This window comes from Alistipes sp. Marseille-P5061 (assembly GCF_900290115.1).
GTDB lineage: Bacteria > Bacteroidota > Bacteroidia > Bacteroidales > Rikenellaceae > Alistipes > Alistipes excrementigallinarum.
Genome location: NZ_LT985749.1, coordinates 611,901 through 627,866 on the forward strand (window position 1 = coordinate 611,901; position 15,966 = coordinate 627,866).

A 15,966-nucleotide genomic window follows, 5' to 3' on the forward strand; every position below is an offset into this window, starting at 1 on the left:
ATGTCCGCCGCGCTGCTGACAGGCTGCAAGAACGATGACTCGTGAACGACGGAACAGCCGACCGACGCCCCCGAAATCGAGGTCGGAGCACAGACCCCGCAGACCATTCCGGCCGAGGGTGGAACCGTCACGCTGGCCTATGAAATCGTGAATCCCGTACAGGGAGGCCTCCTCTCCGCCACGTCGGCCGAAGAGTGGATACACGACTTCGACTGCGACCAGGCCGGCCAGCTCACCTTCACGGCCGACGCCAACGAAAGCGACCAGAGCCGCAGCCAGACGCTGACGCTGACCTACACCTACGGCCAGGGGAAGAGCGTCGAGGCCCGCATCACCGCCGTGCAGGATGCCACAACGGCTTCGGAGCAGTATGACTTCGACCTCACGCTGGATATCTTCACGGGGACCTACTACGGAGACGATTTCGGAAGCAACGGCGAACACAACTGGTACATCTGGATTTCCGACAAGGAGTTCACCCCGGACGGCTATGCGCAGAACGGCGGCACCTACTATCTGTTCGACACCTACGGTCCGGCTCCCGAAGCCGATGCCGGCATCGCACTTCCGGCCGGCGAGTACAGGCTGGGGGCATCCGGAGCGACCGCCGAGATGACCTTCTCGTCGGACTACTCGAAATTCATGCAGGTCGACGACCAGGGCAATACCATCCACGACGCCGAATTCACCGAGGGACGGATGGTTGTCTCGTACGAAGGTGAGACGCTGCTTCTCGAGGCCTTCCTGACGGACCTCGAGGGCAATACCCACCACGTCGTATACAAAGGCCCGGCATCCTACGCGAGCGACACCATCTACGAGGACATCGACCTGAAGGCCACCTCCTGCTCGGCAACCTACGAGGGCAGCGACGGTGAACTGATGGAGCTTCTCATCGAGATGAGCGACATGGCGTCGGGTTCCGTCACGGCCCCGGGAACCACACTGACGCTCAACGCCTTCATGCCTGTCAACGACACGGGAGAGCCCGTCGCCGGGACCTACACCGTATCCGACGGAGGAGGCTCCATGACGCTGCAGCCGGGTTCGAGCTACTACGGAATCCCCGACGGAAGCTATGCCCTCTACTTCAAGGACGACGTAAGCATCCAGACGGGACTCATCGCCTCGGGAAGCATGACCATCACGGGCGGAGGCGACAGCTACACGGTGACGTGCGACCTGGTCACCGCCGAAGGGTGCAACGTAACGGCCAGCTACACGGGCTCCATCGCTCTGACCGACTCGTCCGGCGAGACGGGCGACGCCGTCTCCACCCTCACGGGCGACTACACGCTCGACCTCGATGGGGCAACGGCCGAAGCCTCCTTCTACGGGGACTACTACGGCACCGGCGGTGGAAACTGGACCATCTCCATCCTGCCCACGACGGGTCCCGACGGCCTGCTCATCGACCTGGTAGCCGGGGAGGGCAGCTTCGACGGCGGCATCACTTCGGGCACCTACACCGCAGCGGACAACGACTACCCCGCACCGGGCGAATATCTTCGCGGCATGGTGAGCAGCGACGGCGGACTGGGTGGAACCATCTACGTCGGCGACTTCGACTCGGAAGGCTACGTATATGCCTATGCCCCCGCCATGTCGGGCAACCTCGACATCACCAACAACGGCGACGGAAGCTACACCCTCTCGTTCGACTTTGTCGACGACCAGGGATATGCCTGGGACGGAAGCTGGAGCGGAACCATCTCGACGGCCGACTACTCCTACTACAGCGCATCGGCCATGACGCGCAGCCTGCTCCGGGCTCCGCACATCGGCGTTCGGGAGCAGGGACCGTCGGTACGACCGCTCGACCGCCTCAGGGAGCGCAGCGCAAAGGCTCCGGGCTCCGCACAGCGGATATCCAGGTACAAGAGATAGCCGCATCGCGCAACGCAACAAAGAAAGAGGAAGGTCTCCTGCAACAGGAGACCTTCCTCTTCGTTTCGGGCCGGTCCGCAGGCACGGTTCCGCAACGGGACGCAACGGCACAGACAGAAGCGCAGCGGTGAGGCAACCGAAGCACGGCCGGTCTCCTTACCCGGTTACCGCACACCCGGTCACCGCACCCGAACGGGCGTTACGGGCTGCTCGCGGACGCGGTCGAGCGGTTCGGAGCGGTACTTCACCCGCGCAAAGTCGATATCCGTCAGGTCGAAGCAGCGGATGGCGCTGTCGTACATCGTCCGGTAGTAGAGCCGGCGGTGGGTCAGGTCGGCCGCCGCGGTCCACTGCGTGGCGCTGGGGATATCGGTCGGCTGCTGTCCGGCCGCAAATTCGACTCCGATGGGGATATCGAAGTTGTTGAGAATCTGGAAGCAGCAGCGCACGGCCGCCTCACCCGTCACCTGACGGGGCGCCGTGGCCTGATAGAAGGCCGCCCGCACGAAGCGCGACGGCGGAGTGACGTCGCCCGGCAACCCCAGCATGCCGCTGCCCGCCCCGAAGGGGGCCAGCGCCACGGAGTCGAGTGACTGCCCGGGGGCCGAACCGCCGTGCAGGTTGACGTAGTTGCAGAGGTTGGTCATCTGCCACTCGAAGCCGGGCGAATTGGTCAGCACCCCGAGCCGGTTCTCGTAGAAGTGCGCCTGTCCGTCGACAATCTCCAGCACCAGCTGACTGCCCGAGGGGTCCGTAAAGCGCCAGTGGACGGTCGACGCCCCGGGATAGACGGAGACAATCCGTACGCGGGCGACGGCCTGCCACACCTCGTCGAGCGTGCGGCAGCTCCCCAGAATCCAGGGAACGACCTGCAGGTCGGCGATTGTCACGTCGCGCTGCGCGGCGTCGAAGTCGACGTAGCGCCCGTAGCCGGGGAAGTAGAAGAGTCCGGCCGAGAGCCCCTCCTCGTTGAGCCCCTCGGCGACGAACTCCGGCCGCTCGACGGCCAGTCCGACGTAGCCGTAACGGGCCGTGAACGACATGCCCGTACCGCCGTCGGGGGCAAACGAGTGCTGGGCATAGCCGCGCGGAGTGACCACATAGCGGCTGTTGAGGTCGCTGCCGCCCCACTCGATGGTGCGCGCGACCACCTGCGACCCGTCGGCGGCCCGCAGCGTGATGCCCGTGCAGGCCTCGGCCCGCAGGGCGCCGAGCCCCGCCGCAAGGAGCAGCCCCCCGGCCGCAAGGCTCCAGAAAAGTCTCTTTTCCATAAGCTGAACTATCTTATCAGGTTTCACTACTCGCTGCGGGGGCCCGTCGGACCTCCGCATTGTTCTTGCCTCCTGCAAGAGTCGGGCCCCGATTGCCGGTCCAAGGCACGACGGCAACATTTTTCCGCACCGCGGCTGCCGGCGCCAACCCTGCCCGGGAGAGGGAACGAACGGTCTTCCCGCAAACAAACGGGGACCCCGCCGTGCGGAGCCCCCGTTCAATCGGGAAAAGTGACCCGGCTCCGCCTATTCGGCCGAAGCGGGGAAATACTTCATGTACTGCACGCGCTGCGCCATGGCTGCCGTGTCGTCGCCGAACTTGAGCCGGCCGCGGAACTCCTCGAGCGAGGAGAAGCCGTGACGCGAAGCCCACGCGTCGAGGTATTCGTTCATGCGGGCCACCACCTCGTAGCCGCCGCGGTGGAGCGCCGAGCATACCTGCACGCTCCGGGCGCCGCAGAGCAGCGCCTTGACCACCGCCTCACCGTCGTGTACGCCCGTCGAGACCGAAAGGTCGAGCTTGGGGAGCACCGTCGAGCAGATGGCCGCCGTACGCAGCACGTTGCGCAGCTCCGAAGGCTCGCTGTAGGGCGAGCTCTCGATGAACTGCATCCGCTCGACGTCGATGTCGGGCTCGAAGAAGCGGTTGAAGAGCACGACGCCCTTCACGCCGCGGGCCTCCAGCGAGTCGGCCACCGCAAAGAGGTTGGTGAAGCGCATCGAGAGCTTCACCGAGACGGGCACCCGGACGGCCGAGGCCACCTTGCCGGCGATTTCGGCATAGCGGCGCTCGAGCTCCTGCGACGAGGTGTGGATGTCGGTCGGCTGGAGGAAGATGTTCAGCTCGAGGGCCGAAGCGCCGGCCTGGGCCATCAGCGTGGCGTAGTCGACCCACTCGCCGTCGAGACCCACGCAGTTGATGCTGGCGATGAGCGGCATCGAGCACTTGGCGCGGGCGTCGGAGAGCAGCTGGAGGAACTCCGCCTTGTAGTTGTCACCCAGGTAGCGCTGCAGATAGAGCTCCGCATCACCGTAGTAGGACTCGGACTGACGCCCCAGCGAGGCGGCGTGGTGGAGAATCTGCTCCTCGAAAATCGACTTCAGGACGGCGGCGCCGGCGCCATTCTCGGCGCAGCGCACCAGCCCCGACACGGTGGAGGTATAGGGCGAGCTGCCGACGATGACCGGACTGGAGAGCTCCAGTCCCAGGTATTTGGTTTTCATAATCGTTATGTGTTTGTATTGTTGACCGAATCTGTCTGTTCCGCACGCTGCGAAAACACAGCGAATATAGGAAGAAAGTCGCTAACGGCCAAGAAAAAGCGTGAAAATCGCCCGTTTGCCCCTTCGGAGCGGAAATCCGACCGGGCGGCGCACCGCAACGGCCGCGCGGTGCGAAGCGGCGCGTTTTCGCGTTTTTATTCGTACCTTTGGGCCGCCCAAACCGATTATCGTCATGCCTGCAATGCTTCGAGAGGGTGCCGGATTTCCGCGCAGCCTGCTTCTGACGCTGGCCGTCATCGCCGGCGTCTCCGTCGCCAACCTCTACTACAACCAGCCGCTGCTGGAGATGCTCCGCGCAGAGCTCCACACCACGACGCTCGAGGCCAACCACATCGCCCTCTACACCCAGGGAGGCTACGCTCTGGGGCTCTTCTTCATCATCCCGCTGGCCGACCTGGTGAGCCGCCGCCGCATCGTGCTGGTCAACTTCTCGGTGCTGGTCCTCTCGCTGCTCGCCATCGCCGCCGCCCGCGACATCCGCACCATCCACCTCTTCTCCTTCCTCACGGGGCTCTGCTCGGTCATGCCCCACATCTTCATCCCCTTCGCCGCCCAGTACTCCCGGCCGGCCGACAAGGCCCGCAACGTGGGCATCATCCTCTCGGGGCTGCTCAGCGGCATCCTCGCCTCGCGCGTAGTGAGCGGTGCGGTGGGCGAGGTGCTCGGCTGGCGCGAGATGTACTGCATCGCCGCGGGGCTTATGGTTCTCTCGGCGCTGGTCATCCTGCGCGTGCTTCCCGACACGCCGCGCAACTTCACGGGGGGATACGGCGCGCTGATGCGCTCGCTGGCCACGCTCTTCAGCCGCTACGCCGCGCTGCGGCTCCATGCGCTGCGCGCCGCCCTGGCCTTCGGGTCGTTCATGTGCTTCTGGGCGTCGCTCGCCTTCAAGATGGCCGGGGCTCCGTTCCACGCCGGCAGCGACGTGGTGGGGCTGCTGGGGCTCTGCGGCATCGCAGGGGCCGTCACCGCCTCGCACGTGGGGGTCTACATCCCGCGCTACGGCGTCCGCCGCCTGAGCGCCGTCGGGGCGCTGCTGCAGCTTGCCGCCTGGGGGCTCTTCGGCGCGGGCGCCGGGAGCTATGCGGCCATCGTGGCGGGCATCGTGCTGATTGACATCGGCATGCAGGGCATCCAGCTCTGCAACCAGGCCCCGCTGTTCGAACTCGAGCCGCAGGCCTCGAACCGCATCAACACGCTCTTCATGAGCATCTACTTCATCGGCGGCGCCTTCGGCACACTCCTCTCGGGGCTGGCGTGGAGCCGCTGGGGCTGGCCGGGCGTGGTGGCGGCCGGCGCCGTGCTGGCCTTCGGCTCGCTGCTCACCACCCTCACGCCGAAGCGGCCGCAGCAATAGCCCGGCAACAACCCCTCTGCCGTCCCGACCGCATCCCTTCCCGCCGCTGAAAAGCGGCGCGACCGCCCGCCATATCCCATGCACGGGACAAAAAAGGCGGAGCGAACGCAACAGCCACGTTCGCTCCGCCGATGCCGACATCGTCGGGCCGCTCGCTACAACGGCGAGTACATGTCGGGAAGGTCGTTCTCCAGCAGCACCTGCTTCTTGGCCGCGAAGTCGAGGAAATCCTCCTCGGAGTAGCATCCGCGGAAGGCGCCGAAGTAGTGGCCGCCGTTGCGCGGGAAGTCGCCGTTGCGCCATACGAGCACGAAGCTGACGGGCTGCCCCTCGATGACCTTGTAGAGCATCTGCGTCCACCACTTCTTGTTGAAATAGTCCGAATCCTCGGGGCTGTTGTTCTCCAGACCCGTCTCGGTCAACGCCAGCGGCTTGTTCTTCGTGTAGGCGATGTTCTTCATCAGGCGAACCATCTGCAGCCCCTTGTGGCCGTAGTCCTCGCCGTCGCGGTCATAGGCGTCGAGTCCCAGGATGTCGACCCACTCGTCGCCGGGCCAGTACTCGAGGTAGGCATCGCGCGAATTGATGTGAATCATGTCGGGCGAATAGGCCCAGATGATGTTGTGCAGCCCCTTCACGTCGCGCAGATAGGTGATGGTGAACTGCCACAGGGCGATGAACTCGTCGGCCGAGGCGTTGCCCTTGCCCCACCAGAAGCCCGAACCCGAATGCTCGTGCCAGGGGCGGAAAATCACCGGAATGAGCTCACCGTCGGAGGACTTGAGGCTGCCGATGAAGTCGGCTATGCGGTCGAGCCAACCCTTGAACTTCTCGTGGTTCGCACCGCCCGGGATGATGGTGTAGACGGCACGCGTAACATCCCACGCATTGCCGTCGGTCACCGGGTTGGCGCAGTGCCACGAAAGGGTGTTGATTCCGCCGCGCTCGAAGGCGGCGATGATGTGCTTGCGCACGTCGTCAAAGACATCGCCGTCGATGTTGGCATCCAGTCCGAACTCGAGGTTCGAGAGCTCCCAGCCGCAGACGGCCGGATGGCTGCCCGTCAGATACTTGGTATCCGAGAGGTCGGTCCGCTCACCGGCATACCACTTCTGGTTGTTGTCCAGACCGTAGAGTGTGGGAATCTGGCGGCCGAACATCGTGCCGCGCTCGGCCAGCACGAAGAGGTTTTCGTAGAGCGTCCGCGTGATGGCCGATGCGGCGGGGTCGACCATCGTCTTGGGACCTTCGGGATAGCCCGTCGGCGTCCGGTTCGGCGTCTCGGGTTCATCGGTGCAACCGACGGCCGTCGAAATGGCCATGGAGGCGCATGCGAGCAGGAGCGAGAATTTCAATTTCATGTCGTTCAGGGATTTAAGGTTGGTTATACGTTGATTTTCTTTTGCGAATAATAGGTCTTGAAGTCGCGCGGGGTCATCCCCTTGCAGCGGCGGAATATCCGGTTGAAGTTCGAGAGGTTGTTGAAGCCGCTCATGTAGGCCACCTCGGAGATGTTCTTGGTCGGCGACTCGATGAGCAGCCGCGAGGCAGCGCCCAGCCGGATGTCGTTGAGCAGCGTGACGAAGCTCTTGCCCGTGTGCTGCTTGATGAAGCGGCGGAAGGTGGGCTCGCTCATGTTGACCAGCGCCGTCACCTCCGCAAGCGGGATGTCGCGGCGGTAGTTCTCGTTGAGGAACTGCATCACCTTCCGAATCCGGGGGCTGTTGTAGTTGTCGGGCTCGGTCGAGACGCTCCGCTGGGCCAGAATCTGGTAGTCCCCCTCACAGGCGAGGAAGTTGAGCAGCGCCAGGAAGTGGAGCACCGACGCGAAGCGTTCGCCGCTGGAGACCAGCCGCTCGAAATAGGGCTCCGCCCGCACGATGGTCTGCTCGGAGAAGGCGATGCCGCGCTGCGCATATTCGAACATCCGCCGGATGGGGTGGAACTGCTTCTTGTCGATGAAGCCCTTCTCGAAGAGCTCGGGCGAGAACTGGATGCAGACCTCGTGCACGTCGGCATCGCAGGCATAGTTGCCGTTGAGCCAGGCATGTTCGAGATAGGAGCCCGTGATGAGGGCCAAATCGAGCGCCCCGATTTCGCGGATGGAGTCTCCCACGATGCGCGTGGCTCCCTGCGCGCCGCAGACCAGATTGAGCTCGTACTCCTGGTGGATATGCACCGGATAGCAGAACTCGCGCTTGTAGCGGTCGAAGACCACGAAGCAGTCCTGGGGCGAGATGGGCGGTATTTCGGTCAGTATGTTGGGGTTGGACATGGCAGCAGGTGTTTAGGATTCGACAGGTTGTCCGTCTCGCAACGGATAGCGCAGCACGAAGACGAAGGCGCCCAGCGCAGCGGCGGCCGGCAGGATGCTCTGCAGGAAGCCGATGACCGAGAGCGTCGCCTCGCTCTGCACGGCATTAGCCTCGAAGCCGGCCAGCGAGAGAATCCACGCCGTGGCGGCGCTTCCGACCGACCAGCCGATTTTCTGGGCCATCGAGTAGGAGGAGAAGATGAGCCCCGTGTCGCGGCGGCCCGTACACCGCTCGGCATAGTCGGCCACGTCGGCCGACATGGCCCAGAGCAGCGGCAGCACGCCTCCGACGGCGAGGCTGATGAGTGCCTGAGCGGCCAGCAGCGCCGCCAGACCCGCCCCCTCGGCCAGGCGGAAGCCCAGCGAGAGGAGCGCCGTGACGAGCAGCACGCCGGCCAGTGCGCGCCGGCGGCCGAAGCGGGCGGCCAGCGCCGGGGTGAAGATGATACCGACGATGTTGAAGAGCTGCCCCACGGCCACGAAGAGGGCCGAGCCGGTGAGGGCCACGCCTCCCAGCACGACGGAGGAGTCCCCCTCGCCGATGCAGTATTTGAAGTAGTAGACCGTACCGCTTTCGCGGAAGGCGTTGAAGAGCTGCAGACAGATGGCCGCCGCGGCGAGGATGAGCCACGGACGGTTGTGCATCAAATCGCGCAGCGAGACGGCTACCGAATGGCGTTCGCTCCGCACGGGACGTACCCGCTCGCGCGTCGAGAGGAAGGTGGCCAGCAGCAGCGCCACCACCAGCGCGCAGATGACGGCCACCGAGGCGGTCCACCCGCCGGGATGCCCCGCCTCACCGCCGAAGAGGCGCGCCAGCGGCTCGATGAGCAGCACGGCCAGGATGCTGCCGCCCGCGGCGAAGGCCATGCGGAAGGAGGCGAGCGTCGTGCGCTCCTGCGCATCGGAGGAGATGACCCCCAGCAGCGAGGCGTAGGGGACGTTGACCAGCGAATAGACGACCATCATCGCCGAGTAGGTCACCGCGGCATAGGCCACGCGGCCCCCTTCGCTCCAGTCCGGCATCGAGAAGGTGAGCACCCCCAGCAGACCGAAGGGCAGCGCGCCCCACAGCAGCCACGGACGGAACGTTCCCCAGCGGCTGCGCGTCCGGTCGCACACGAGCCCCACGAAGGGGTCGAGCAGCGAATCCCACACGCGTGTCACCAGAAAGAGCAGGCCCACCACCCAGGCGTCGAGGCCACAGATGTCCGTATAGAAGAACATCAGGTAGACGCTGAAGAGCTTCCAGAGCATCGAGCAGGCGGCATCGCCCAGTCCGTAGCCGATTTTTTCGGAGAGACGCATGGCCGGCGGCATCAATGTTTGACAATGCGTGCGGCGAAGCCTCCGCCGGGGGCGAGCTCCACGTCGAGCCCCTCAGATGCGTCGAGCGTCAGCACCTCGCGCCGGTAGTCGCGCGCGATGCGGCGGGCATTGGCCCCGTCGCGGAAGAGCTCCACGTCGTACGTACCTTCGGGCAGGAACGAGAGGTCGAGATGCACGGTGCGGGCCTTCCAGCCCGTCATGCCACCCACGTACCACACCTCGCCGCTGCGGCGGGCTGTCACGATGCAGTGACCCACCTCGCCTTCGAGCACGCGGGTCTGGTCCCAGACGGTCGGCACGCCGGCAATGAAGCGCAGGCACTCCTCCTCACGCTCGTACTGCGAGGGGGCGTCGCACAGCATCGACAGCGGCGCGTCGAAGACGACGTACTGCGCCAGCTGGCGGCAGCGCGTCCCCTGGCTCATCGGTTCGCCGTTGACCGGGCGGAAGTTCTCGCGCACGGCGTTGCGCATAGCCCCCTGCGTATAGTCGACCGGACCGGCCATCATGCGGATGAAGGGCATCGTCACGTCGTAGGTCACCTGGTCCACCTCGACGGGCGACCACTTCACCTGTTCGAGGCCGTGCACGCCCTCGAAGTTGATGACGTTGGGATAGGTGCGCTGCACGCCCGTCGGCTTGTAGATGCCGTGCAGGTCGAGCAGCAGTCCGTAGCGGGCGGCCGTACGCGCCGCCTCGTAGACGAAGTCGGTGAGCAGCTGGTCGTCGCGGTCCATGAAGTCGACCTTGAAGCCGCGGATGCCCATCTTCGAGTAGTGGGCGCAGAGCTCCTCCATCTGCCCGGCAAAGGGGAGGTAGCCAATCCAGAGAATCAGCCCCACGCCCCGCTCGGCGCCGTAGGCGACCAGCGCCGGAAGGTCGATGTCACCCGCCGTCTCGAAGGGACGGTGGTGGCCGGCGCTCCAGCCGTCGTCCATCACCACGTAGCGCAGGCCGTTGGCGGCCGCGAAGTCGATGTAGTATTCATAGGTGCGCTGGTTGATGCCCGCCTCGAAGTCGACGCCGTAGAGGCCCCAGCCGTTCCACCACTCCCAGGCCGCCTTGCCGGGCTCAATCCACGAGATGTCGTCCAGCCGGCAGGGGGAGGCCAGACGCCACACCAGGTCGGTCTGGGCCAGCTCCGCATCGTTGCGCACCAGCGCCATCGCCCGCCAGGGGAGCGTCTGCCGCGCCGCAATGCGGGCGATGTAGGGTTCGTACTCCTCGACGACGCCCTGCATGCGGTCGTAGCCGCCCGCAACGATGCGCCGCGGGCAGGGAGCAAAGACACCCTCGAGCCGGTCGGCGACCGCACGTCGGAGGAACATGCCGGGATAGCTCTCCAGGTCGGCATCGGTGATGCAGACCCGCTCGCCGCCCGGCGTGCGGACCAGCAGCGGCAGGAAGGCCAGTCGCGTGGAGTCCATCGCGGAGAGCGAAGTCTCGGTATAGGTATTCTCGAACGACTGCATGAACTGCTCGCCGAAGGGGAGCCCTTCGTGCTGCTGCGGCGTGTCGCGCACGTAGGGAACCACCGCCGTTGAGCCTTCGGGGAAGAGGAACGGGGCGCGCTCGCCGCGGAGCGTCACCTCGTCGTCCGTACGCGAGAGGAAGCGGTAGGCCATGCCGTCGTCGTAGAGGCGGAACTCCAGCGCGAAGCCCTCGCGGAACTCGACCAGCAGGCCGTTGCAGCGGTCCGCAACCTGCGACCTCTTATAAAAGGGGGCAGGCACCTGCTCATCGAGCAGGTAGTGCTGCACGCGCTTCACATGCGACGAAAGGCCCCACGTCCGACCGTCGGCAAGCTCCAGAGCGACTCCGTCGGATGATACGACTCGCTCATTTTCGGTTCTCACATTGTATACAATTCGCTCACCGCACGTAACGGTCAATTCGAGGCGTCCGTCGGGCGACTGAATCGTACAGGTTTTCTCCTTTCCGAGGGCTGCCGTCTGCAGCGACAGCAGAAGGAAAAGGACGGGAAAGAATTTTCGCATAAGGATTTGGTTTTAGCAGTATGTTGGTTTTCAATGATTTGCAAATCGCCGAATCATTTCGATGTAAAAATACGCCTCGCGTGAGAATTTTCCAAGGAATGCAAACTATTTCAATCGGAAAATACCAAACAAAGAGCGAATAGTACCACAAAAAGAAAACACAAAAGCCCCCATCAGCCCGTTTCCGTTTCGAACATGCACACAATCCCGTTCCGAAAAGTATCGAATGTAGTACGATTCGTTCAATCTCTTTTGCATTTCTGACCTTTCTTATCATAGGTCTCCGGAAAGGTTTAATTTTGCTCGTGCCTTGAAACAACCAAAACCTAAACATAACCTGTATGAGGAGTAAATTCCACTTTCTGACGACGGGTCTTGCGACCCTGTTTCTGCTGTCGGGAGTCTCCTGCTCGGACGATGAGGCAAGCGTGCCGACCCCGCCGGGCGAGGGGATACTCACCCCTCCCGTGCTGACACTCTCGGCCGAGGAGGTCCTCGTCGAGCCCGAAGAGCCCGACCAGACGGTACTCCACGCCGAGTGGAGCGCCGCCACCGACGACCCCGAGGTCGATGTCCGCTATTCGCTCTACGTCAACCACGGCGAGGGCGACATGTTCACCAACCCGCTGGTCTTCGACGCCGGCACCGAACTGAGCTACGACTTCACCAACGAGGAGCTCAACCGGATGCTCATCTCCGACTTCGAAATCGAACCGGGCGTGGCCACGCCGCTGCGTCTGGTGGTCTATGCCGAGAACCGCGACGATGAATTCGACACGCAGCTTTCGCAGACGCTCGTCTGCACCGTGACGGCGCAGACCGCCTATCCGGCCTATCCGCCCGCCGTCTACCTGGTGGGTGCCGCCACCTCGTGGGGCTGGGACCTCACGCAGGCGCTCGAAATTCCCGAAACGTCGCCCGGCTCGCACCGCTACGAGGCCTCCGACATCGAGCTGCGCGTACAGCCCGCAAGCATCAACAACGGCTTCAAGCTCTACTTCTCGCGCAACCTCGACGATTTGGACGACCCGCGCTTTGCGGCCCAGGACCTTGGCTCGGACACCTTCGGCAAGACGCTTGTCTACAAGGAAGGCGACGCGCAGTACCAGCCCGGTTCGTTCGGTTACGAGAACGGTCTGTACAGCATCAGCCTCGACCTCGATGCCCTGGAGCTTACCATCACCCGCACGGGAGACCTTCCCGCCGAGGCGCTTCCCGAGCAGCTCTACCTGCTGGGCGACGCCTTCACCTGGGGCTGGGTTTGGACCGGAACGCCGCTGGCCAAGGTCGAGGAGGGCATCTACCGCGCCGAGAACCTCGTCATGGACTTCGGCAGCAACGGCGACCGCGGCTTCAAGATGTACGAGAAGCTGGAGAACTGGAGCGTCTACTACGCGATGGCAGACGACGCCACGGCCGACAACATCACCCTGCAGCGCGTCACCGACACCGACGTTCCGCAGGTATACCCCGGCAAGCTGGGCTTCAAGAACGGCGTCTACACCATGGAGGTCAACCTGCTCGAGATGAAGATGACCCTCACGCAGAGTGTCGACTACTCGACCGCCTACTCGATGACGGGCGCCGCCACGCCGGGCGGCTGGGACACGCGCACCTACCTGCCCAAGAAGGGCGAGAACGAATGGGAGGCCACGGGCATCCGGATGAACTTCGACGACGAGTACAAGGGATTCAAAATCTTCGCCTCGGCCGACGGATGGTGGCCCTGGTACGGACAGCAGCCCGACGCCGCATTCGGCACCGTGCTCCGCATCGACGACCAGGCGACGAGCGATTCGTACGGCGACCCGCAGTTCTATCCACAGCGCTTCGGATACGCCTCGGGCACCTACACCATCAACCTCAACCTCAACACGATGACGCTCACGCTCACCCTGGAACAATAATCAGCCATGCATCAACGAATCATCGCACTATTCATGACATTGTCTCTACTCGGGGCCGCCATGCCGGCGGCCCGGGCCGAGGCTCCCGTACAGCAGCTCCACGAGGGGTGGAGCTTCAGACAGGCCCGGCTCACGAACTGGTATCCGGCCACCGTTCCGGGCGTGGTCCATACGGACCTGATGGCCAACGGCATCATCGAAGACCCCTACTTCCGGCTCAACGAGCGCGGACTTCAATGGATTGACAAGGAGGACTGGATTTACCGGACCATGTTCGACCTCACGCCCGAGGTGGCGGCCTGCGACCATACACGGCTCTGCTTCGAGGGGCTCGACACCTATGCCGACGTCTATCTGAACGGAGAGAGGATTCTCGAAGCCGACAACATGTTCCGCCGCTGGGCCGTCGAGGTGGAGGAGCTGCTGCTCGATAAGGGCAACGAACTGCTCATCTACTTCCACTCGCCCATCAAGGTGGCGCTGCCGCTCTACGACTCCCTCCCCTACCACTACGAGGCGTGGAACGACCAGGCGGCCAACGGCGGGCTCATCGACAAGAAGCTGAGCCCCTTCACCCGCAAGGCGGGCTACCACTACGGCTGGGACTGGGGTCCGCGTCTGGTCACCTCGGGCATCTGGCGCCCGGTCGAGCTGCGGGGTTGGAACGACCTGCGCATCGAGGATGTCTTCCACTACCAGAAGCAGGTGGACCGCAAGAGCGCCGAGGTGGAGACCCGGGTCGAAATCGAGGCTGCCGAGCCGATGAAGGAGGTCCGCGTGGCGGTCTACGACGGCGAGCGCAAGCTGGGCGAGACCCGCACGGCGCTGCACAAGGGTCTCAATACCGTCACCGTCCCCTTCACCATCCGCAACCCGAAGCTGTGGTGGTGCCTGGGCATGGGCGAGCAGCACCTCTACACCTTCCGCACCGAGGTCACCCGGGGCCGGAAGACACTGGCCGAGGATGAGACCCGCGTGGGTCTGCGCTCGGTCGTGGTCGAGAAGGAGCGCGACGCCTACGGACGCTCGCTGCGCTTCGTGCTCAACGGCGAACCGGTCTTCTGCAAGGGGGCCAACTACATCCCCTGCGACTGTTTCCTGCCGCGCGTCACCCACGAGGTCTACGAGCGCACGGTGGGCGATGCGGCTGCCGTGAACATGAACATGCTGCGCATCTGGGGCGGCGGCATCTACGAGGATGACTACTTCTACGAGCTGTGCGACCGCATGGGAATCCTCGTCTGGCAGGACTTCATGTATGCCTGCGCGGTCTATCCGGCACGCGGCGAACTGCTCGAGAACATGCGCCAGGAGGCCATCGACAACGTCAAGCGGCTGCGCAACCACCCCTCGGTGGTCTACTGGTGCGGCAACAACGAGAACCAGGACTCGTGGCTCACGGGCTGGATTTACGACGTGCAGAAGGTCGACCCCAAGTATGCCGACATCATCTGGGCCGAATACGAGGAGCAGTACTACCACATGCTCGACCAGGTGGTGGCACAATACGCCCCCGGAACGGGCTATCAGCCCACCTCGCCCTTCTCCGACTACGGCAAGGTGAGCAACGACCACGAGGGTGACCGCCACTACTGGGAGGTATGGCACGCCAAGAAGCCCATCGCCGAGTACAACCGCCAGCGGAGCCGCTTCTTCAGCGAGTACGGCTTCCAGTCGTTCCCCTGCTTCGAGTCGGTGAAGCGCTATGCGCCCTGTTCCGGGGACTGGAGCATCACCTCGGAGGTGATGATGGCGCACCAGCGGGGCGGTGACCATGCCAACAACCTCATCCGCAGCTACCTGCTCAGCGAATACCACGAACCGCGCGACTTCGCCTGCTTCCTCTACGCCTCGCAGATTCTCCAGGGCGACGCCATCAAGACCGCCATCGAGGCGCACCGCCGCGACAAGGGCTACTGCTGGGGCTCGCTCTACTGGCAGCATAACGACTGCTGGCCCGTGGCCTCGTGGTCGAGCCGCGACTGGTACGGCACCTGGAAGGCTCAGCACTACTTTGCCCGCCAGGCCTTCGACGACCTGCTCGTCTCGCCCGTGGTGAAGGACGGCAAGCTGGAGCTCTACGTCGTTTCGGACCGGCTGCAACCGGCCGAGGGCGAGCTGACGCTGCGCGTAGTGGGGCTTCGCGGCGGTTCGACCGAGCGGCTCTCGCGCAAGGTCCTGATTCCGGCAAACGCCAGCACGAAGCTCTTCACGCTCACGCTCGACGAGCTGCTCGACGGCACGGCTCCCGAGCAGTGCGTCGTCCGCGCCGAACTCCGCACGGGGAAGCGGCTCTACACGAACAACTGCTTCCTGGTCCAGCAGAAGCAGATGGACTACCCCGATGCGAAGGTGACCCGCCGGGTGAAACCCGCCGACGGAGGCTACGAGGTGACGCTCCAGTCCGACTGCTTCGTGCGGGGGCTCTACCTCTCGGTCGAGGGCGAGCTGCTCCACTTCTCGGACAACTTCTTCGACCTGCTGCCCGGCGAACCCCGCACGGTGAGCGTCCGCACGATGCTGCCGCAGGAGGAGTTCGAATCGCGGCTCGGCACCCTTTCGCTGGCCGACACCTACTGACCCGCACTCCCGAAAACGACCCCCAAAACAACCAAACGAA

At 64.3% G+C, this 15,966-nt stretch carries 10 protein-coding genes; 4 read left to right on the top strand and 6 right to left on the bottom strand.

Annotated elements, in window-relative coordinates:
• Window positions 1-147: 147 nt before the first annotated feature.
• Window positions 148-1,887 carry a BACON domain-containing protein gene (locus C8267_RS06350; RefSeq protein WP_106634067.1) on the top strand — a complete coding sequence of 580 codons (1,740 nt, stop codon included), beginning with the start codon at window positions 148-150 and terminating at the stop codon, window positions 1,885-1,887.
• A 179-nt stretch (window positions 1,888-2,066) separates the two neighbouring features.
• Here C8267_RS06350 and C8267_RS06355 read toward each other — a convergent pair whose 3' ends face one another.
• Window positions 2,067-3,158: a linear amide C-N hydrolase gene (locus C8267_RS06355; RefSeq protein ID WP_106634068.1), complete on the bottom strand. Its 1,092-nt coding sequence runs from the start codon at window positions 3,156-3,158 to the stop codon at window positions 2,067-2,069.
• Between the two features lie 246 nt (window positions 3,159-3,404).
• Window positions 3,405-4,382, bottom strand: a complete 978-nt coding sequence (locus C8267_RS06360; RefSeq protein ID WP_087362539.1) for a dihydroorotate dehydrogenase-like protein — start codon at window positions 4,380-4,382, stop codon at window positions 3,405-3,407.
• 232 nt (window positions 4,383-4,614) lie between these two features.
• On the opposite strand from C8267_RS06360, the gene C8267_RS06365 reads away from it, so the two are divergent.
• On the top strand, window positions 4,615-5,799 hold the full coding sequence (locus C8267_RS06365; RefSeq protein ID WP_106634069.1) for an MFS transporter: 1,185 nt from the start codon (window positions 4,615-4,617) through the stop codon (window positions 5,797-5,799).
• Between the two features lie 155 nt (window positions 5,800-5,954).
• Here C8267_RS06365 and C8267_RS06370 read toward each other — a convergent pair whose 3' ends face one another.
• Genes C8267_RS06370 through C8267_RS06385 form a run of 4 tightly spaced genes read right to left on the bottom strand, consistent with a single transcriptional unit; the run spans window position 5,955 to window position 11,439 of the window.
• A complete protein-coding gene (locus C8267_RS06370) occupies window positions 5,955-7,160 on the bottom strand; it encodes a glycoside hydrolase family 26 protein (RefSeq protein ID WP_106634070.1) in 1,206 nt (401 codons plus the stop codon).
• 23 nt (window positions 7,161-7,183) lie between these two features.
• Window positions 7,184-8,074 carry a helix-turn-helix domain-containing protein gene (locus C8267_RS06375; protein ID WP_087362541.1) on the bottom strand — a complete coding sequence of 297 codons (891 nt, stop codon included), beginning with the start codon at window positions 8,072-8,074 and terminating at the stop codon, window positions 7,184-7,186.
• Window positions 8,075-8,086: 12 nt separating this feature from the next.
• Window positions 8,087-9,421 (bottom strand): MFS transporter, encoded by a 1,335-nt coding sequence (locus tag C8267_RS06380; RefSeq protein WP_106634177.1) that lies wholly within the window; start codon window positions 9,419-9,421, stop codon window positions 8,087-8,089.
• 11 nt (window positions 9,422-9,432) lie between these two features.
• Window positions 9,433-11,439 carry a glycoside hydrolase family 97 protein gene (locus tag C8267_RS06385; protein WP_106634071.1) on the bottom strand — a complete coding sequence of 669 codons (2,007 nt, stop codon included), beginning with the start codon at window positions 11,437-11,439 and terminating at the stop codon, window positions 9,433-9,435.
• Between the two features lie 341 nt (window positions 11,440-11,780).
• On the opposite strand from C8267_RS06385, the gene C8267_RS06390 reads away from it, so the two are divergent.
• A complete protein-coding gene (locus tag C8267_RS06390; protein ID WP_106634072.1) occupies window positions 11,781-13,346 on the top strand; it encodes a SusE domain-containing protein in 1,566 nt (521 codons plus the stop codon).
• Between the two features lie 33 nt (window positions 13,347-13,379).
• A complete protein-coding gene (locus C8267_RS06395) occupies window positions 13,380-15,926 on the top strand; it encodes a beta-mannosidase (protein ID WP_234025709.1) in 2,547 nt (848 codons plus the stop codon).
• Window positions 15,927-15,966 lie beyond the last annotated feature (40 nt).